A 21,056-nucleotide genomic window follows, 5' to 3' on the forward strand; every position below is an offset into this window, starting at 1 on the left:
ACCAGCGCACCGTGTACCTTCAACGGACTGGTGCAACCGTCGGCACCTGAAACCGCCGACATGAGGAGAGTTCTCAATGCTAATCCTGACGCGTCGCGTCGGTGAGACCCTGATGATTGGCGACTCGGTGACCGTCACCGTGCTCGGCGTCAAGGGCAACCAGGTGCGTATCGGCATCACTGCGCCGAAAGACGTAGCGGTGCACCGTGAAGAGATCTACCAGCGTATCCAGCGCGGTGAAGGCGTGGACGACGCTGGCAAGCAGGCAGACTGATCGAAAAGGTTTGCCGCGCGCGGAGCGAGTGGTTATCATGCCCGCCCGCGCCGGTTTGCAGTAGCGTGGGCTTGCAACATCGCGGAGAGTTGCCCGAGTGGCTGAAGGGGCTCCCCTGCTAAGGGAGTATAGGGTTTATAGCTCTATCGAGGGTTCGAATCCCTCACTCTCCGCCAGTTCCTTTCGACGGAAAAGGCTTGACGAAAACAGCCCTCGTCGTCATAATTTTTCGACTACGCGCCCGTAGCTCAGCTGGATAGAGCACCAGGCTACGAACTTGGGGGTCGGAGGTTCGAATCCTTCCGGGCGCGCCATCGGAAACAGCGGAAAAGCCGGACGCGAGAGCGCCCGGTTTTTTTGTGCGCGCGTGTCTCGCGGCGCCGGCCATGGCATCGTCGATGATTGTCCGGCCCCGCTGTCCGGTGACGTTCAAGCACGCATCGATTGCGCGTAGCGGAGAGACGCATGCCTCCATCGGTACCCACTGTCCATGCCGTTGCACCGCAGACCCGGGCCGAGGCCCCGGAAAGCGTTGCGGAAGGCGGTGGGTGGGCCACCCTGGCAGGCGCGCAAGACGCGGATACCTGTGCCCTGTGGCTGGACGTGGCCGACTGGAGCCCGTGGCGAAGACGGGCCACCGCCCTGCTGGATGCGGCTGAGCGCGCGCGCGTCGAGCGCATGCGCCGGCCCGCGGACCGGGAAATGCTCACCATCGCCTACGCCGCCCACCGGCTGTTGCTGGCGTCTTGCCTCGGACGGGCGCCGGAAGCCGTGCCCCTTACGCGTGACGCGCGCGGCTGCCCCCGTGTGCCCGGCACCGCGTGGCACACCAGCCTGAGCCATGCGGATGGCGCCGTGGCGATCGCGGCCAGCCGGGTGGGCCCGGTCGGCATCGACCTGGAGACACGTGCCCGCGCAGGCCTGATGCCGGAGCTGGCCGAGCGGATCTGCTCGCCGGCCGAGCTCCGGCGGTATGCCGCCATGGGACCGGAGGCCTTGCTGGCGCTGTGGGTGCGCAAGGAGGCGGTGCTCAAGGCGTGCGGATGGGGGCTCGGGGTCGAGATGAGCGGGATCGAGGTGCCGGACGGGGCGTCGTGCGTGCTGCCGCGCGACGGACGTCGCGTCCACGTCGCCATGTTGCCCGTCGGGGCGGCGCATGTCGCCGCGCTGGCCAGCCCCGGCCCCGACGGTATCAGGCACGTCCCCTGGTGGCGGCCCTGAGGCCGGTTTCACGCCACGTTGCCGTTTGTTGCCATCACAAGGGCATATTCAAGGGGCACGCAGGTGATGTCGCGACAGGGATGGGGAGCGTCCGCACGGCCGCATGACGGATACGGGAAGCACGGACACGCCGGCGCGGTTCCGCGTGGAGGGGCGCTGCGATGAGTGCGGCCATGCGGAGCCGGAAGAGCCGGACGCTGTTCGCCCTGTGGCTCCTGGAGATGGCGGCCTTGATGCTGGCGGTGTTCCTGGCGGCCCACCTGCGCTTCCTTGACGACCCCGAGGGCCATGCGCTGTTCTCCGAATGGCTGGGGCTTCGTGCGGGGTTGGTAGGACTGGCGGTGACCGGCGCCATGGCCGCGTTCGGCCTGTACCAGGTCCACGTCCGTCACAAGTGGGTGGACCTGGTCCTGCGGATGCTGTTGTCGTTCGCGTTCGGCGGTATCGCCCTTCTCGTGTTGTATTACGTGGTGCCGCTGGTCTACATCGGCCGTGGCGTGCTGGCGCTCGCGTTGACCCTGGGCTTCGTCGTCCTGCTGCTGGGACGCGTCCTGCTGAGTCGCCTCGTGAGCAGCGACGCCCTGCGACGCCGCGTGCTGGTGCTGGGCGCCGGCCAGAGGGCCGAACTGATCAACCAGCGCCTGCGCCGCAAGAGCGACAGGCAGTCCTTCGTCATCGTGGGTTTCCTGCCGTTCCCCGGGCAGGACGTGCTCGTGTCCGAGGGCGTGCTGGAGGTGGATGGGGCGTCGTTGCTGGATCGCGTGGACCGGTTGCAGGTCGACGAGATCGTGGTCGCCGCCGATGAGCGCCGCGGCGCGATGCCGATGGACCAGATGCTGGCGTGCGCGCAGCGCGGCGTCGCCGTCACCGACTTGTCGAGCTTCTTCGAGCGGGAGGCCGGCATCGTCAAGATGCAGGTGGCGGATCCGTCGTGGCTGGTGTTCTCCGGGGGGTTCGACCATTCGATGCCGCGTCGCCTGAGCAAGCGCTTCTTCGACCTCGCCAGTGCGCTGGTCCTGCTCGCGATCGCTTGGCCCGCGATGCTGGTGGTGGCGATCTGCGTCTGGCTGGAGTCCGGAGCGCCGATCCTCTACCGGCAGACTCGCGTCGGCCAGGGTGGACGGCAATTCGACCTCTTCAAGTTCCGGAGCATGCGCACGGACGCCGAGGCCGATGGCGTGGCCCGCTGGGCCAAGGCCGGCGATGACCGGACCACCCGCGTCGGACGTTTCATCCGCCTCACGCGACTCGACGAACTGCCGCAGCTGTTCAACATCATCCGCGGCGACATGAGTTTCGTCGGGCCCCGGCCGGAGCGGCCGCAGTTCGTGGACATGCTCGACCAGGAGCTCCGCTATTACTCCGTGCGCCACAGCGTCAAGCCCGGCCTGACCGGCTGGGCCCAGTTGCGCTACCCGTATGGGGCGTCGGTCCGCGATGCCGAGGAGAAGCTCAAGTTCGACCTCTTCTACGTGAAGAACCACGGCCTGCTGTTCGACCTGATGATCCTGCTGCAGACGGTGGAGGTGGTCGTGTTCCAGCGCGGTTCGCGCTGAGCGCCGGTCTCAGCGACGGACGCCTTTCGCGTCGTCCGCCGGCGTCGGGGGCGCATCCGGCACGGCGTCGTGCCGACCGGGCACCCCGGTCGGCGGTGCGGGGGGCGCGCTGGCTTCGAGGATCACGATCAGTGCGATGACCAGCAGCACCGCGAGGATCGCCAGCCGGGTGTGCAGGCGTCGCCCGCGTTCGGGGCCGCCGGCGCCGTTCGCGTTCGCCGGTCGCAAGGGCACGGAGGGCGGCGAGGGCGAGGGTGGCGTCCGCGAGCTGCGGGGCGGCACGGCGGCGCCGGGCAAACGGCCATGCGTCCGATGGAAGCGCGTGGCGGTCGTGTAGAGCGAGGTCAGCTCCGACAGCGACATGCCGCCCTCGGGCGACGCCGCGCTGGATCCCGGTGAGCGGTCGGGGTGCAACTCCGCGACACGGCGCCGGTAGGCCCGCTTGAACTCGTCAAGCGTGCAGTCCGGGCGCAACGCGAGTTGCGAATACAGTTGGGTGAAGTCCGAATCCATAGTGTCCCCTCGAACGCGCGCTTCCTTCGCGTCGCCAGCCCCTGCCGTTCCGGCACGTTATACCAATACGTCGGCTGGCCGAAAATCAGGCCTCGATCCGTATGAATGCAGGTGACGGGACGTTGTCGCGCGACATCATGGAGCGGATTGGGTGAAGGCGTTGCAGAAGCAGCAAGAGCATTGGCGTGCACAGGTGGCCGCGGCACCCGCGCGACTCGACCTGCCCCTCGGGCCGGGCCGTGCGGGACGGCCGTTGCGGGCCGTGGTGCCCCTCGCGGCGTCGCATGGAGCCGCGCTCGAGGCGACGGCCCGTCGTGCGGGCGTTTCGATCGAGGCGGCCTGGCTGGCGCTCTGGGCGACGTTCATGGCCGGCATGGCCGATGCGGACGCCGTGCAGGTGGCGCGGATCCAGGCCCGCACTGACGCGTCCATGCCGTTGCAACCGCTCGTGCTGCGCTTCGGCGGGGGCGAAGGCGAGGGCGGGGAGCCCGTCGGCACCGCTGCACGTGCGCTCGCCGACGCGGACGCACACGCCATGCCGCAGGCGGCGTTCGACGCGTTGTTCCCGGAGCTTCCCGTCTGGCAGTTGGGGTTCCATTTCGGCGATCCCGACGATCCCGACAGCGCCGCCTGGGTGGCGCGTTGCGATCTCGCCTGCGTGGTGGGTTCCGGCGAAGGAACCCCGGCCTGCGAGCTGGTCGTATCCGCCGACGCCGACGATGTCGCCATGCCTGCACGGTGGGCCGCGTTGTTCGCGACATGGCTGGAACAGGCGCTCGATACACCGCAGATGGCCTGGCGTGCGCTCCCGCTCATGGCGCCGGAAGCGGCACAGGCGCTTTGCCGGCGCGGGCACGTCGCACGGGATGTACCCGACTGCACGGTACATGCGCTGTTCGAAGCGCAGGTGGACCGCACGCCTGATGCCACCGCGGTGGCAGGCGACACACACGCCCTCACGTATCGCAGCCTTGACGAAGCCGCCAATCGCCTGGCCCGGCAGCTGCGGTTGCTCGGGGCCGGCCCCGATGCCCGGGTGGCCGTGTTCCTTGATCGAACCCCCGATCTGCTGGTCGCAGTGCTGGCCATCCTGAAAGCCGGCGCCGCTTACGTCCCCCTCGATCCCGGCTATCCGCCCGAGCGCCTTCGCCTGACGCTCGGCGACAGCGCGCCCACGGCCGTGATCAGCGGTACTGCGATGGCAGAGGGCTGGGCCGGACTGGCGGACGCGGCGAACGGTGTGCCGGTACTGCGCCTCGACGACCCTGCGGCGCCGTGGATCGCGTTGCCGGCGACGCGGATCGATGCGGGCGAAACCGGCGTGTCACCCGCGCATCTGGCGTACGTGCTGTATACCTCGGGCTCCACCGGCACGCCCAAGGGCGTGGCGATGCCGCACGCCCCGCTGGTGAACCTGATCCAGTGGCAGACCCGCCAGCCCGGCCACGAGGGTCCGTTGCGCACCCTGCAGTTCGCTGCGCTGGGCTTCGACGTGGCGTTCCAGGAGATGTTCGCCACGCTGTGCACGGGCGGTGAGCTCCATATGATCGACGCCGACAGCCGCCTCAGCGGCGAACGGCTGCATGCCTTCGTGCGTGCGCGTCGGATCGAACGGCTGTTCCTGCCGTATTTCGCCCTGCAAATGCTTGCCGAGGCGCATGCCAACGCCGGCGAGGACCCGCAGGGCTTCGCGCTGCGCGAAGTGGTGACGGCCGGTGAACCCCTGCGCATCGAGCCGCGCATCCGCGCATTCTTCGATGCCTTGCCGGAGTGCCGCCTGCACAACCATTACGGCCCCACGGAAAGCCACGTGGTGACGGCCTTCGCGCTGGAAGGCGCGCCCGCGGACTGGCCGTTGCTGCCCAGCATCGGCCGGCCGATCGACAATGCACGCGTCTACCTGCTGGACCGGCGAGGCCAGCCCGTGGTGGACGGCATGGTCGGCGAGCTGTACCTGGCGGGACCGGTGCTGGCGCGTGGCTACCTGGGCCGCGATGAACTCAGTGCGGAACGGTTCCTCGACGATCCCTTCGACAACGACCCGGCGGCCCGCATGTACCGGACCGGCGACCTCGCGCGCTGGCGCGCGGACGGCGCGCTGGAGTTCCTGGGCCGTCGCGACTTCCAGGTGAAGATCCGGGGCTTCCGGGTCGAGCTGGGTGAGGTGGAGGCCCAGGTGATGGCCTGCGACGGCGTCCGCGAGGCGGGCGTGACGGTGCGCGAGGACGTGCCCGGATTGAAGCGCCTGGTGGCCTACTTCACGCCGATCGACCCGGAACGACCGGTCGACATCGACGCCATGCGCACGCGGCTGGCGAACCGCCTTCCCGAACACATGGTGCCGGCAGCCTATGTGCCCCTGCCAGCCATGCCGCTGTCGCCCAACGGCAAGCTCGATCGCGGCAAGTTGCCGTCGCCGGGACAGGCGCGCCCGGACTGGATCGGCGAGTTCCACCCGCCCGTGGGGGAGGTCGAATCGCAACTGTGCGCGCTGTTCTCCGAGGCACTGGGGCTCGAAGGCCTGGGGCGGCACGACAGCTTTTTCACGCTGGGCGGCACGTCGCTGCTCGCCCTGCGCCTCCTGCAGGCGATACGAAAGGCGGGACTGGGCGAGGTCGCGGTCACCGCGCTGTTCGCCGCGCCCACGCCTGCCGGCGTCGCGCGCGTGCTCGCCGGCGACCCGGCGACGCCGGCGCTGCGTACCCGCGCCCGTCGCCGTGGCGACGACGACGTGCCCATTGCCATCATCGCGATGACCGGGCGCTTCCCCGGGGCGAACGACGTGGAGTCGTTCTGGGAGAACCTCTGCGAGGGCCGGGACAGCATCCGTTTCTTCACGCCGGACGAGCTGGATCCGTCCATCCCCCTGTCGGAGCGCGATGATCCGGATTACGTTGCCGCGCGCGGCGTCATCGAGGGCCATGACTGCTTCGATGCCGCGTTCTTCGGCATCAGTCCGCGGGAAGCGGAGTTGATGGACCCCCAGCAGCGCCTGTTCCTTGAACTCTGCTGGGAGTGCATGGAGCGGGGCGGACATGCGCCGGGCCGCCACGAAGCGTCGGTCGGCGTGTATGCGGGCATGTACAACGCCAGCTATTTCCAGAAGCACGTCAGCGCGCACCCGGACCGGATCGAACGACTGGGCGCGTTCCAGGTGATGCTGGACAACGAGAAGGACTACATCGCCACCCGGGTGGCCCACAAGCTCGACCTGGACGGCCCGGCGATCAGCGTGCATACCGCGTGTTCGACCTCGCTGGTGGCGATCGCGCAGGCGGTGGACAGCCTGCGGGCAGGACGTTGCGACATGGCGCTGGCCGGCGGGGTGTCGATCACCTGCCCGCCGAACAGCGGCTACCGCTACCAGGAGGGGGCGATGCTGTCCCCGGACGGCCACACCCGCACGTTCGATGCCGATGCCAAGGGCACCGTGTTCGGCGATGGCGCCGCGGTGGTGCTGTTGCGCCGGCTGGACGAAGCGCTGGCGGATGGAGACCCGATCCATGCGGTGATCCGCGGGGTGGCGCTGAACAACGACGGGGCGGACAAGGCCAGCTTCACCGCGCCCAGTGCCGCCGCGCAGGCGGCGGTGGTCGCGATGGCGCACGAGGATGCCGGGGTCGACCCCCGCAGCATCGGTTACGTGGAAGCCCACGGCACGGCGACCCCGCTGGGCGACCCCATCGAGGTGGAGGGCCTCACCCGGGCCTTCCGGCGGGGCACGCGCGACACCGGCTTCTGCCGCATCGGTTCGCTGAAGAGCAACATGGGACATCTGCTGATCGCGGCGGGTGCGGCCGGTGTGATCAAGACCGCCCTGTCGCTGGAGCACGAGTGCATCCCGCCGACCCTCCATTACGTCCAGCCCAATCCCGCGATCGACTTCGCGTCATCCCCCTTCGTGGTCAACGCGTCGGCGACGCCATGGCCGCGCGAAGGAACACCGCGCCGCGCCGGCGTGAGTTCCTTCGGGGTCGGGGGGACCAACGCGCACGTGGTCCTGGAGGAAGCGCCCGGACGCGCTGCCAGCGTTCGGCAGGAAGGCCCGGCCGTGCTGCCGGTCTCCGCGCGCACGCCCGCGGCCCTCGCCGAAGTGGCGCGCCGCCTCGCCGGCCACCTCGAGCGCCACCCTGACACCGTACTTGAAGACGTGGCGTGGACCTTGTCAAAGGGCCGCAAGGCGTTTGCCCATCGCGCCAGCGTGGTGGCGGACGACGTGCCGGCGGCCATCGCGGCGCTCGGGGATGCTTCGTTCCTCGGGCGGATCGCGCGGGGACGGCCTGCGCGCAGCCAACAGGTGGTGCTGATGTTCCCCGGGCAGGGTGCGACGTATCCGCGCATGGGGGCGGGCCTGTATGCCGCCGACCGCACCTGCCGGGACGCGCTGGACGCCTGTGCGTCCGCGCTGGGGGATGCGTTCGGCTTCGACCTGCTGGAGCGTCTCCACAGCGAAGACCCCGATGCGTTGATCCCGACCTCCATCATGCAGCCGGCCACGTTTGCGCTCGAGTACGCGCTGGCGAAGTGGTGGCAGGGCCGCGGACTCGAGCCGGTGGCGATGATCGGCCACAGCGTGGGCGAGTTCGTCGCGGCAACCCTGGCCGGCGTGTTCTCGCTGGAAGCGGGCATCCGCCTGGTGGCCGAACGTGGCCGCCTGATGCAGGCGCAGCCACCGGGCGGCATGCTGTCGGTGCGCGCGGACTGGGGCACGCTGGCGTCGCGCTTGCCCGCCGGAGTGTCGATGGCCGCCGAAAACGCCCCCGCGGCCTGCGTGGTGGCCGGTCCGTCGGATGCGCTGTCGGCGTTCCAGGACGTTCTGGAAGGCGAGGGGGTCGCATGCCGCATGCTGCACACCTCGCATGCCTTCCACTCCGCGATGATGGTCCCCGCGGTGGAGCCGTTCCGCGCCGCCGTCGAAGCGGCGGGCCCGCGTGCGCCGGAAGCACGGATCGTCTCCACCACGACGGGCGACTGGCTCGATCCCGAACGGGCACGCGATCCCGCGTACTGGGCCTCGCACCTCCGGGAGCCGGTGCGGTTCTCGAAGGCGCTCCTCACCGCGCTGGAAATGCCCGGCCTCGCATTGCTTGAAGCCGGGCCGCGCGGCAACCTCTCCAGCCTGGCGCGCCTGCATCCCCAGGTCGGCAAGGCCCACGTACCGGTGATCGCGAGCCTGGCGGACAGTCCGGAGCGCGAGACCTCGCTGCTGCACCAGGCATTCGGTGACCTGTGGAGCTGCGGAATCGCGTTGGAACCGTCGACGCTGGACACGCGCACGGCGCGCCGCCGTGTGTGCCTGCCGACCTACCCCTTCGAACGCCAGCGCTACTGGCTCGATGCACCCCCTGCACAACGGAGCGTGCTGCCCCACCCGGCGGCCGCGATCTCCCGGGAGAACCCCATGCCGCACCTTGCACCGGCCACCGATGCACCGGCCGCCCCCACGCCCGTCGCCGATCGCATTCCCGGTCTCGTCGCGCGCCTGCGCGACGTCATCGAAGACGTGTCGGGCATCGACATGGCGGATGCGGAAGCGGATGCGAACTTCATCGAGCTCGGTCTCGACAGCCTGGTGTTGACCCAGGTCGCACTGCAGGTGCAGAAGTCGTTCGGAACCCGGGTGACGTTCCGCCAGTTGATGAGCGATGCGTCCAGTCTCTCGGCGCTGGCCGGTCATCTGGACGCGCAACTGCCGCCCGAGCCGGTGACTGCGCCGGTGGCAGCGCCAGCCGCGCCCGTGGCGCCGGCCGCCATTGCCACGGTGGCAACCGCGCCGGCCCAGGCGTCTTTGGCGCCCACCGTTCCTGCGTTCCAGGCGGGGGCGGGAGGAGATGCCCTCCAGCAGCTCATCGCCCAGCAGATGCAGTTGATGTCGCAGCAGCTGGCGCTGCTGGGCGGGCAGGGTTCGATGGGCGCCATGGCGGCCCCGACGATCGCGGTCCCGGCGCCGCCGTCCGGCATGGCTGCGGTGTCGGCCCCGGCGGTGGTCGCGCCCGCCGCACCGAACGAGGGCGAGGCAGCGGTGGCCATCGGGGCCTCCGACATCGACGACGAGGCCGCCCTTGCCCATACCCGCTACGACCTGAAAAAGGCCTTCGGTGCGATCGCACGCATCGACAGCACGGGCCAGCTGGTCCTGGAAGATTCGCAACGAACGAGCCTCTCCCGATTCATCGACCGCTACCAGGCGAGGACCGCGAAGTCGAAGGCCTACACCCGGAAGCATCGCGCCCACATGGCCGACCCGAGGGTCGTCAACGGGTTCCGCCCGCTGACCAAGGAGATCTGCTACCAGATCGTCATCGAGCGCTCCCATGGCGCACGCATGTGGGACCTGGACGGCAACGAATACGTCGATGCACTGAACGGCTTCGGCATGAGCCTGTTCGGATGGCAGCCCGACTTCATCATGGACGCGGTGCGCACACAGCTGGACCGGGGCATCGACATCGGGCCCCAGCATCCGCTGGCAGGCGAGGTGGCCGGCATGATCTGCGAGCTGACCGGCCATGACCGCGCGGCCCTGTGCAACACCGGCTCCGAAGCCGTGCTGGGCGCGCTGCGCATCGCCCGCACGGTGACCGGTCGGGAGACGCTGGTCGTGTTCAACGGTTCCTACCACGGCATCATCGATGAAGTGATCGTGCGCGGGACGCGCAAGCTGAAGTCGGTGCCTGCCGCGCCCGGTATCCTGCGCAACACCGCCGAGCACGTGCTGGTGCTCGACTACGGGACGCCCGAGGCCATGCAGGTGATCCGCGAGCGCGCGCACGAGATCGCGGCGGTGCTGGTCGAGCCGGTCCAGAGCCGCCGCCCCGATTTCCGGCCGGTGGAGTTCCTCAGGGAACTGCGACAGGTGACCGCCGAGGCAGGCGCCGCGCTGATCTTCGACGAAGTCATCACCGGGTTCCGTGCGCATCCCGGTGGCACCCAGGCCATGTTCGGGGTCAAGGCGGATATCGCGACGTACGGCAAGGTGGTGGGCGGTGGCCAGCCGATCGGCGCCATCGCCGGGAAGCGCGAGTTCATGGATGCACTCGACGGCGGCGCCTGGGACTTCGGCGACGATTCGGTGCCGACGGTCGGGGTGACCTACTTCGCCGGCACGTTCGTCCGCCATCCCATGGCGTTGGCGGCCGCGCATGCGGTGCTGGTGGAAATGAAGCGGCAGGGCCCGGCGCTGCAGGAAGACCTCAACGCACGCATGGACGCGATGGCCGACGAGATCAACCGGTTCTGCCGTGCACGGGGCGCACCGGTCGAGGTCAGGCACTTCGCCTCGGTCTGGAAGACGTTCTTCCTGGAGGACCATCCGTTGCAGGACCTGCTGTTCGCCATGATGCGGACCCGGGGCGTGCACATCCTCGACAATTTCCCGTGTTTCCTCACCACGGCCCACGGTGAGGCGGAGCGGCGCGCGATCGTCGATGCCTTCAAGGCGTCCATCGTGGAACTGCAGGAGGCCGGCTTCCTTCCCGGTACGGTGACGTCCGGCGTGCCGGCCATGGATGCGGCGGCGCCGCCCGTCCCGGGTGCCCGCATCGGGCGTGATCCGGAAGGCCGACCTGCCTGGTACCTCGCCGACCCGGACCGTCCCGACCAGTACGTGAAGGTGGGGTAAGGGGGCATGGCGACATCCGCGATACGACAGGACGGTGCGCGACGTACGGTTGACTACGATCCCTTCGCCGGTGGCGTACTGGAACGGGTGGTGCCGACCACCGAGCCGCAACGCGAGATCTGGCTGGCGGACCGTCTGGGGCGCGAGGCTTCGCTGGCCTACAACGAGTCGGTGTCGCTGCTCCTCGAAGGCCCGCTGGAGCGGGAGGCGCTGTGCCGTGCGGTCCAGCAGTTGCAGGCCCGGCATGACGCCTTGCGGGCGAACTTCGGTCCCGATGGCGAAACGCTGTGCGTGGGCGAGGCGAACGCCTCGATGCCCGTGCAGGTGCACGACTTTGGGCTGCTGGAGGGCACGCAACGCGACGCGGCCGTGGAAGCCCGTCTGCGTGCGAGCGTCGAAACGCCCTTCGAGCTCCTCGATGGCACCCTGTTCAGGGCCGAGTTGCTGTGCCTCTCGGAGCGCCGCCACCGGCTGCTGCTGAGCGCACACCACATCGTCTGCGACGGCTGGTCGTGGTGGGTCATGGTCCGCGAGCTGGGCGCCCTGTATGCGCGCGAGTGCGGGCTGGACCCGGGCTGGTTGCCCGAGCCGGATTCGTTCGCCGATCATGCCTGCGCACTGGCGGCCGGGCGGTCGGCCGAACAGGAGGCGGACGAGGCCTACTGGCGCACGCGCTTCCAGACGCTGCCCGAGCCGCTCGACCTGCCACTCGACCGGCCCAGGCCTGCACGGCGCACCTCGAGCGCGCGCCGGCACGACCACGTGGTCGACGCCTCCCTCGTCAGTGCCATCCGGCAGTTCGGCGCGCGCCGGGGCTGCAGCCTGTTCGGCACCCTCCTGGCCGGCTTTGCAGGCCTGATGGCCCGATTGACCGCCCAGGACGACATCGTGGTCGGCATACCGGCCGCGGGCCAGTCGGTGGAAGGGCAGGACCAGCTCGTGGGCCATTGCGTGCACGTGTTGCCGTTGCGCTTCCGGGCGGATCCTGATGCCCCGTTCGAGACGGTACTGGCGCATGCGCAGGAGGTCCTGCTGGATGCGCTCGACCACCCCCGGCTGACCTTCGGCAGCCTCCTCAAGCACCTGAGGGTCGAGCGTGACCCGGCGCGACTGCCGCTGGTCAACGTGATGTTCAACATCGACCAGGCGCTCGACCAGGAAAGCAACCGCTTCCCGGGGCTGGACCTCGCGTTCGAGACCAACCCGCGCGCCCACGAAACCTTCGAGCTGTCGGTCAACGCCGTCCAGGTCGACGGTGCGCTGCGCCTGGAGTGCCAATACAACACCGACCTGTTCGACCACGCCACCATCGAACGCTGGATGCGGGCCTACGAAACCCTGCTGCGGGCCGCCATCGAGCAGCCGACCCGGCCCTTCGGCGAGCTGGGCCTCGTGGATGCAGGGGGATGGCAGGCGCTGCAGGCATTGCAGCCCGCGCCGGTGCAGTACGATCCCACGCAGCCGGCGCACGCGTTCTTCGAAGCATGCTGCGATGCCGCGCCGGACCGCATCGCCGCGTGCCACGGCGATGCACGCCTCACGTATGCGCAGCTGGACGCGCGCGCGAACCGCATTGCGCACCTGCTGCGCGAGAACGGCGTGCACGCGGGCAACCTGGTGGGCCTCGGGCTGCAGCGCGGCACCGACATGCTCGCGACAGTCCTGGGCATCTGGAAGGCAGGCGCCGGCTACGTGCCGCTCGACCCCGCCTTCCCCGTGGATCGCCTGACCTACATGGCGGGCGATGCGGGCCTCGCGGCCCTGGTGACGCACGAAGCCTCGGCCGGCCTGTTCGACCTGCGCGGCCGGCCGGTGCTGGTGCTGGACCAGCTGGAGCCTACGCTCCAGGCCATGCCGACCGCGCGGCCGCGACTCGAGCCCGGCAGCCTGCAACCGGACTCCGTCGCCTACGTCATCTATACCTCCGGTTCGACGGGGCGGCCGAAAGGCGTCCAGGTACCGCACCGGGCCGTTGCCAACCTGGTCGTCGCCATGCAGCGCGAGCCCGGGCTTGTCGCCGACGACCGCATGCTGGCACTGACCACGCTGTCCTTCGACATCGCAGTCCTGGAGCTGCTGCTGCCGCTGAGCGTCGGCGCACGCGTCGTCATCGCCGGCCGCGAGGTCGCGGTCGATGGCGCAGCGATCGCGGCGTTGATCGAGTCCGCCGGCGTGACCTGCATGCAGGGCACGCCCGCTACCTTTCGGCTCCTGCTCGCGGCGGGTTGGGCGGGGCGGCCGGGGCTGAAGGCATTGTGCTGCGGCGAACCGCTGCCGGTGGACCTGGCGCGCGACCTGCTGCCCCGGTGCGACTCCCTGTGGAACATGTACGGGCCCACGGAGACCACCGTCTACTCCACCGGGACGCGCGTCGAGCCCGATGCCGCGGGTCACCTCGATATCCACATCGGCACGCCGATCGCCAACACCCGCGTCTGGATCCTGGATGCACGGGGGCAAGCCTGCCCGTTGGGCGTGCCTGGCGAAATCTGCATCGCCGGCGAAGGCGTGACCCTGGGATACCTCGGACGCCCCGAGCTGACCGCGGATCGCTTCATCGAAGCCATCTCGCTGCCGGTGCGGCCGGATGGACGGCCGGAGCAGGTCTACCGCACCGGTGACCGTGGACGCTGGCGACAGGATGGCCGGATCGAGCACATGGGCCGGCTGGACCACCAGGTGAAGGTGCGCGGTTACCGCATCGAGCTGGGGGAGATCGAAAGCGTCCTCGCCGCGCACCCCGCGGTGGCGCGCTGCGTGGTGATCGTGCGCGAGGACCGCAAGGACGATGCGCGGCTGGTGGCCTACGTGGTGCCGCGGGAAGACGCACGGCCGGACGAGGGGGCGTTGCTGGCGCACCTGCGCCAGGCAGTGCCCGAGTACATGCTGCCGCAGCATTTCGTCATGCTCGATGGCCTGCCCTTGTTGCCGAACGGCAAGCTGGACCGTGGGCAGTTGCCGGCCCCGGTGACCGGCGGGCATGCCAAACTGCACGAGGCACGTCCCCCGGCGACCGCCGTCGAAGCGCACCTCGCCGCCACCATGGCGGACGTCCTGGGCGTCGAGGCCATCGGTGTGGACGATGACTTCTTCGCCAGCGGTGGGCATTCGCTGCTCGCCGCCCAGCTGGTGGCCCGGTTGAATCGCGAACTCGGCGCGAACCTGCACTTGAGGACCTTGTTCGACGCGCCGACCGTGGCTCGGCTCGCAATGCATGTCGAATCCACCGGGGATGACGGCCTGGCGGCACGACCGCCCATCCAACGGCTGCCGGAGGATGCCCGCGTTCCCCTTTCGCCGATGCAGGAGCGGCTCTGGGTACTCGAGCAGATGCAGCCCGGGCGGGTGACCTACAACACGCCGTCGGCCCACCGGCTGCGCGGGCCACTCGATCACGCCGCCTTCGAGCGCGCGTTCCAGGCCATGGTGTGTCGACAGGCCACGCTCCGCACGGTGGTCGGCGAGGACGAGCAGGGCACGTTCCAGCGCGTTCGCGATGACATCGACGCGGCGCTCCCCGTCCAGGACCTGCGCAGCCTCCCCGAGGGCGACCGGGAAACCGAACTGCGTGCCGCAATGGAACGGATGATCGCCGAGCCCTTCGACCTCGAAGCCGGCCCGCTGTTCCGTGCACGCCTGTTCCGGCTGGACGACGAAGACCACGTGCTGTTCTTCATGACGCACCACATCATCTGGGATGGCTGGTCTTTCGACGTTTTCTATACCGAGATGGCCACGCTTTACCCCGCGTTCCTGCGCGGCGAACGCTCGCCCTTGCCCGCACTGGATGTTGATTACAGGGACTTCACCGCGTGGTATCGCGCATGGCTGGATGGCGATGAACTCAAGCGCCAGCTCGACTTCTGGTCGGACCACCTTGCCGGTCATGCGGCACCCCTTCAGCTGCCGCTGGACACGCCCCGGCCATCCGAGGCCAGCGGCGCGGGCGGTACCGAATGGATGGCCATCGGGCGCGACACCACCGACCGCGCACGTGCGCTGGCGACGCGGAACGACGCGACCCTGTTCATGGCCCTGCTGACGGCGTACTACCTGTTGCTGCACCGCTTGAGCGGCCAGGACGACCTGGTCGTCGGCCTGCCGGTCCGCAATCGCGAAAGCGAGGCGCTGGAGCCCATCATGGGCTTCTTCGTCAATATGCTGCCGACCCGCGTGCAGGTCGATCCGGATGCGTCGTTCCTGGACCTGCTGCGCCAGGTGCGGCGTGCGGTACTCGACGCCTTCTCCCATCCCGACGTGCCATTCGACCGCTTGGTCCGGGCGCTGGAGGCCCCGCGCGATCCCAGCATCGCCCCCGTGTACCAGGCCAGTTTCTCGTTCCAGGACGTGCGGGCCCGCCGTACCCATTGGGGCGACCTGGAGCACGAACACCTGCTGGTGTTCCAGAAAGCCAGCTCCGGCGACCTGGGCTTGTGGTTCCTCGAGCATGGCGAGGGCCTGTCCGGGGTGATGACCTACAACACGGACGTCCTCGGTGCCGACAGCGCACGGTGCTTCAGCCAGCGCTACTCCCGGTTGCTGGAGGCGGTGCTCGAGCATCCCGACCGGCCATTGGCTGCGCTCGACATTCGCTGCGACGCCGATATCGACGTGCCGCGACAGGCCAATGCAACGCGCCGGGCCCTGCCGTCCCCGGCCACGCTCGGGTCCCTGTTGGATTCGTCGCTGGCCGTGCATGGCGCGCGTGTCGCACTCGACCACGCGGGCCAATCCTTGACGCATTCCGCCCTGCACGAACGCAGCCTGCGCATCGCCGCGTGCATGCGGGAGGAGGGCGTGCGTGCCGGGGACCGGGTCGGCATCTGCATGGCGCGCGGACCGGACATGCTGGCCAGCATGCTGGGGGCGTTGCGCATCGGCGCCGCATACGTGCCCATGGATCCCGACTACCCGACCGACCGCCTGCAGTTCATGGTGGACGACGCTGGCCTGCGGCTTGTCCTGGGCCAGCGCGGATCGTGCGACGACCTCAAGCTCGGCGCGGCACGCCGGATCGACGTGGATGCATCGGGGGCACGGCTGGCGGCGATCGCCCCGCTCGCTCCCGGGACGGACGAGGCCTCACCGGAATCCGTCGCGTACGTCATCTATACGTCCGGTTCGACCGGTAAGCCGAAAGGCGTGCAGGTGCCGCACCGCGCCGTCGTGAACTTCCTGCTTTCGATGCAGCGGGTACCCGGCCTGGACAGCGATGACGTGCTGGTGGCGGTGACCACCACCTCCTTCGACATCGCCGTGCTTGAGCTGTTCCTGCCCCTGCTGGCGGGTGCCCGCATCGTGCTGGCCGATCGCGACACGGTGCTGGACGACGTCGAGCTGGGCCAGCTGATCGCGGCCAGTGGCGCGACCGTCATGCAGGCCACGCCCTCGACCTGGCGGATGCTGGTCGAAACCGGCTGGCAGGCGCCTGTGGGTTTCCGCGCGTTGTGCGGGGGCGAGCCGCTGGCGCCGGACCTGGCCGAGTCGCTGGTCGGAATGTGCGCCGAGGTCTGGAACATGTACGGTCCCACCGAAACCACGGTGTGGTCGACGTGTTGCCGGGTGGAAGCGGATGCACCCATCCATATCGGCAGGCCCATCGACAACACCACCGTGCATGTGCTCGACCCATCGGGCCGGCCCTGCGCCGTGGGGTGTTCCGGCGAGATCTGCATCGGTGGCGCAGGCGTCTCCCTGGGCTACCTCGACCGCCCCGCGCTGACAGCGGAACGCTTCGTGCCGGATACGTTCGCGGACGGGGATGGCATCCAGGGGCCGGGCCTGCTGTATCGCACGGGCGACCGCGGCCGTTGGCGGCACGACGGCACGCTCGAACACCAGGGGCGTTTCGACCATCAGGTCAAGTTGCGTGGCCACCGCATCGAACTGGGGGAGATCGAGGCCGCGTTGCAGGCGCACCCTGCGATCGTACGTTCCGTGGTGACGACGCACGAAGCGCGGCCCGGTGATGTGCGGCTGGTGGCGTACGTGGTGCCGCAGGCCGATGCGCCCGCAACGTCGGCGCTGCAGGGGCATCTTGCCGCGCGTCTGCCCGCCTACATGCTGCCGCAACGGATCGTCGTGCTGGACACGCTGCCCTTGCTCCCGAACGGGAAGATCGACCGCAATGCCCTGCCGCTGCCGGGCGGAGTGCTGACGATCGATGCTCCCGACGGCCCTGACATCCCTGACATCCCTGACGTCCCTGACGCACTGAGGGAGGATCCCCCACGCCCCTCCGGAACGGGTATCCCGGCATCCGGTCTGGCGTCCGATACACCGCCGCGAATCCGTTATCTGGTGCAGGTATGGGAGGAACTGCTCGAGGTGCGCGTACTCCCCACCGATAACTTCTTCGATCTGGGGGGGCACTCGATGCTGGCGGTGAAGATGGCCCATCGCGTCTCGCGCGATACCGGCGTACGGCTCAAGCTGATGAAACTGACACAATTGAGCCTGGCGCAGGTGGCCGAGGCCCTGCCCGATGCCACCGACGTGTATGGCGTGGCGGCCTCCGGCAGTGACGCGCACGGTCCGGCTCCTGGTGCGCCGCCTTCGCCCTGGCACCGTCGCGCACGGAGACGCCTGGCGCGCTGGATCGGCGGCGAAGGCGAGTCGACGTGACCGAGCCGTGCTACTTCGGTCCCCGGGGACGGGAGCTCTTCGGTCTTCTGCACCATGGCGCGACAGCTGACGGAGACAGCCCGCAGGTAACGCGTCCGGCCTGGCTGGTGTGTCCACCGCTGTTGCAGGATGCGATCCGCAGCCACCGTGCCCTTTGGACGCTGTCGCGGTCGCTGGCGGGCGCGGGCCATGACGTGATGCATTTCGACTGGTACGGGACCGGCGATTCGTCCGGCGACCTCGAGGACCTCACGCTGGCCGGCATGTCCCGCGACCTGGATGCGGGCATGGCCGCATTGGGGCGGGGTGCGTCGGCGCGCCCCCGGGTACTGGCACTCCGCAGTGCCGCGTTGCCCGTGCTCGCCTGGGTACGGCAGCGGGGCATGCCCGTCGACCTCGTGTTGTGGCAGCCCTGTCTGGACGGCGCCGGACAGGTCGCGGACTGGCGCGCCCAACAGGTGGACCAGTTGACCGTGGCGGGGCGTTATCCCTATGGCGCGCCGGCCGGTGCCGACGATGACCTGATGGGATTCAGGGTGGCGCGGGCGTGGCTGGACAGTCTTGCTGCGCTCGATTTCCGTGCCTGGACGTTGCCGGAGGGAAGTCGCCTGTTGGTGGCTGCCTGGCAACGGGATGTGGTGCTCGATGCCTGGCTCGAGCGCCAGCGCGGGGCGGGCATCGAGGTCGATGTCCTGGTGTTCGAGGACGACGAAGCACCGCCCGTGGATGCCCCCCGCCTGTTCGAAGCGCAACTGTTCCCCCGGCAGAGCGTGGCCGCGCTGTCGAGTCGCATGGCCGGGCGGGCCGCATGAACGCGCAATTGGCGGTCGAGGACGTTATCGCGGGTCCGGATGCCTGCGATGGATCCCGCCGAAGCGACAATGCCCTTGGGGAAAGCGCGTACCGCTTCGGCCCGGGACTCGTGGGCGTGTTGCACCGGCCCTGCCACGAGGACGGGCACGTGCAGGACGTCGCGGTGATCCTGCTGAATGCGGGGCTGGTCCGTCGCATCGGACCTTACCGGCAGTACGTATTGCTCGCGCGCCTGCTGGCCCGCGCCGGGTTCACCGTGCTGCGTTACGACCAGTCCGGTCTGGGCGACAGTGCCTCGGCTTCCCGCGAAGCGGGCGACAGGCGACTCCGCGAGGTCCGCGCGGCGATGACGCTCGTGGGTGCGGAGACCGGGCACATGCGCTTCGTACTCGGGGGACTGTGTTCCGGCGCAGACGATGCCTTCCATATCGCCGTGCAGGACTCCCGGGTCGTGGGCACGTTGCTGCTCGATGGCCCGGGGTACAAGACAGCGGGCTTCTGGTGGCGGCACCTCCTGCCCCGCGTGTTCAGCCCAAGGCGCTGGCGCGCGTTGCTCGGCCATGTCGGCAAGTTGCGTACCCATGAGCCGGGCCTGCTCGACTATCGGGACTTCCCGCCCCAGGCGGATGCGCGCCTGCAACTCCAATCGCTGGTGGAGCGGGGCGTGCGCATGCTGTTCCTGTACACCTCGGGCAGCTATTACTACGTCAACCATCGCAGCCAGCTGGCCGCCGCCTTGGGCGACGCGGCGCGCGCGCCCGCCGTCACGGTGGAGTTCTGGCGCGACTGCGACCACACGTTCTACCTGCAGCAGGACCGGACCCGGATGTTCGCCTACACGCTGGGGTGGATGCAGGATGCCTTTGGGACGCGCAAGGGCCGCCCCGGGCCAACGCCCATCCCATGAACGGCGATGCCAAGGGCGTAGCGACCCACTACCGCCGCTATGCCACCGGGAACGCCCTGACGCTGCTGGCGGGCCTCGTTTCGTTCCCGCTGTTGACCCGCCTGCTCGACAACACCCAGTACGGGATGTTCGGATACTACGGCGCGTGGATCCTGATGGCCGTGGCGGTCGGCAAGTTCGGCGCGCAGCATGCCATCCTGCGTTTCTATCCCCACGACCGGGATCCCCAGCGCCTCAGGGCCTTCGCGACGAACCTGTTCTACGCGCCGCTCGGCCTCGCCTTCGTGCTGTGGGTCGTCGTCGTGGCCGGAATGCTGCTGGTCGACGCGGTCAGCGGGCAACGGCAAAGTGCGATGTTCTGGCTGGTGGTCGCGATGGCGCCGCTGGCGATATTCGCCAGCCTGGTCGATACCGTGCAGAAGGTCACCGAGCGCTCCCGGCTGGTCATGTACCTGCGGATCGGCGGCCGCTGGCTCGAACTGCTGCTGATGCTGGGTGCCGTGCTGCTGGTGCAGGCGAGTGCAGTGGCGGCCTATTCCGGGAAGCTTGCGACCTGCATCCTCCTCGCCGTGGCGTATGTCGTGTGGATGCGTCGCCACCTGCAGTTCTCGCGGCAGGCGCTCGACCTGTCGGAGACGCGCGCGGCCCTGATGTTCGGCATGCCGATGGCCCTGAGCGAGGTGATTTCGGTCACGCTGGTGTCGCTCGACCGATGGATGATCAAGGACATCACCGGCGACTTCGCGCTGGTCGGCGTATACAGCATCGGTTCGTCGCTGGCGATGCAGGTCAGCCTGTTCATGAACGCTTCGGTGTTCGAGGCGTTCCTGCCTACCGCCAACCGCATCTACAGCCTGGAAGGCGACGCAGCCCTTCGCGAACTGAAGGCGCGCGTCCTGATGCCGATGACCTATGCGGCCGTCGGCATCGCTGTCCTGCTCGGGAGTTTCGGGAGCGACCTCATCCTGGTCGCCAGCGGCGCGGACAAGGTGGCATCCGGTCCGGTATTCGCGCTGCTCGCGGTGGTGTGCGTACTCCAGCCGGTGCTGCTGCTGGCCGGTTACGGCCTGTTGCTCGAAAAGAGGTCGAGCACAGTGCTGCTGCTGGTGTTCGCCAGCCTGCTGGTGAACGGTGTCTTGAACTGGCTGTGGATACCGAGGTTCGGCGTCATGGGAGCCGCGTGGGCGACGGTGTTCAGTTCGATGGCACTGGGCATCGCCCATTGCGCGGTCGTGAAGCGGTCGCTGTTGAAGCTGCCGGACCTGCGGACCGTCGGGACCGCCCTCCTGGCGGCCACGGCGGTAGTGCTCTTCGATCGCTGGCTGATCCAGCGCGGTGTGCCCGCGGGCTGGATCCGCTTCCTGTTCGGCGGCGGAGCGGCCGGGCTGATCTACCTGGCGTGCGTGTTGTGCGTCGACGCTCGTTTGAGAGTTCTGGTGAAGGGCGCGGCCAAGTCGGCCTTTGGATTCAATAGTTCGTCACGCGCGCAGGCTTGACCACAACCGGGCCAAGCCTGCACTGCACGTA

Annotated in this window: 9 protein-coding genes and 2 tRNA genes; 10 read left to right on the forward strand and 1 reads right to left on the reverse strand. The window is 69.1% G+C overall.

Annotated features, from left to right (window positions below):
* Positions 1-76: 76 nt before the first annotated feature.
* From csrA to H4F99_RS02710, 5 genes are all read left to right on the forward strand, one after another.
* Positions 77-274 (forward strand): carbon storage regulator CsrA, encoded by a 198-nt coding sequence (gene csrA / locus H4F99_RS02690; RefSeq protein ID WP_182668195.1) that lies wholly within the window; start codon positions 77-79, stop codon positions 272-274.
* 83 nt (positions 275-357) lie between these two features.
* A tRNA-Ser gene (locus tag H4F99_RS02695) sits at positions 358-450 on the forward strand.
* 61 nt (positions 451-511) lie between these two features.
* Positions 512-588: transfer RNA gene (locus tag H4F99_RS02700), tRNA-Arg, on the forward strand.
* Between the two features lie 151 nt (positions 589-739).
* A complete protein-coding gene (locus tag H4F99_RS02705; protein ID WP_182668196.1) occupies positions 740-1,495 on the forward strand; it encodes a 4'-phosphopantetheinyl transferase family protein in 756 nt (251 codons plus the stop codon).
* A 173-nt stretch (positions 1,496-1,668) separates the two neighbouring features.
* Positions 1,669-3,051, forward strand: a complete 1,383-nt coding sequence (locus H4F99_RS02710) for a TIGR03013 family XrtA/PEP-CTERM system glycosyltransferase (protein ID WP_246371207.1) — start codon at positions 1,669-1,671, stop codon at positions 3,049-3,051.
* A gap of 9 nt (positions 3,052-3,060) precedes the next feature.
* Here H4F99_RS02710 and H4F99_RS02715 read toward each other — a convergent pair whose 3' ends face one another.
* Positions 3,061-3,564 carry a J domain-containing protein gene (locus H4F99_RS02715; RefSeq protein ID WP_182668198.1) on the reverse strand — a complete coding sequence of 168 codons (504 nt, stop codon included), beginning with the start codon at positions 3,562-3,564 and terminating at the stop codon, positions 3,061-3,063.
* Positions 3,565-3,715: 151 nt separating this feature from the next.
* On the opposite strand from H4F99_RS02715, the gene H4F99_RS02720 reads away from it, so the two are divergent.
* The 5 genes from H4F99_RS02720 to H4F99_RS02740 are packed head-to-tail and all read left to right on the forward strand — an operon-like array spanning position 3,716 to position 21,025.
* A complete protein-coding gene (locus H4F99_RS02720; protein ID WP_182668199.1) occupies positions 3,716-11,185 on the forward strand; it encodes a polyketide synthase in 7,470 nt (2,489 codons plus the stop codon).
* A 6-nt stretch (positions 11,186-11,191) separates the two neighbouring features.
* Entirely contained in the window at positions 11,192-17,809 is a 6,618-nt protein-coding gene (locus H4F99_RS02725; RefSeq protein ID WP_182668200.1) for a non-ribosomal peptide synthetase, read from the forward strand.
* Complete coding sequence (locus H4F99_RS02730) at positions 17,806-18,621, forward strand: alpha/beta hydrolase family protein (protein ID WP_182668201.1); 816 nt, start codon at positions 17,806-17,808, stop codon at positions 18,619-18,621. Before H4F99_RS02725 ends, H4F99_RS02730 begins: the two co-directional genes overlap by 4 nt.
* Complete coding sequence (locus H4F99_RS02735; RefSeq protein ID WP_182668202.1) at positions 18,618-19,529, forward strand: alpha/beta hydrolase family protein; 912 nt, start codon at positions 18,618-18,620, stop codon at positions 19,527-19,529. The genes H4F99_RS02730 and H4F99_RS02735 overlap by 4 nt, the downstream gene beginning before the upstream one ends.
* Positions 19,526-21,025: a lipopolysaccharide biosynthesis protein gene (locus tag H4F99_RS02740; protein ID WP_182668203.1), complete on the forward strand. Its 1,500-nt coding sequence runs from the start codon at positions 19,526-19,528 to the stop codon at positions 21,023-21,025. The genes H4F99_RS02735 and H4F99_RS02740 overlap by 4 nt, the downstream gene beginning before the upstream one ends.
* Positions 21,026-21,056: the final 31 nt, after the last annotated feature.

It is taken from the genome of Marilutibacter penaei, assembly GCF_014145395.1.
Classification (GTDB): Bacteria; Pseudomonadota; Gammaproteobacteria; order Xanthomonadales; family Xanthomonadaceae; genus Marilutibacter; species Marilutibacter penaei.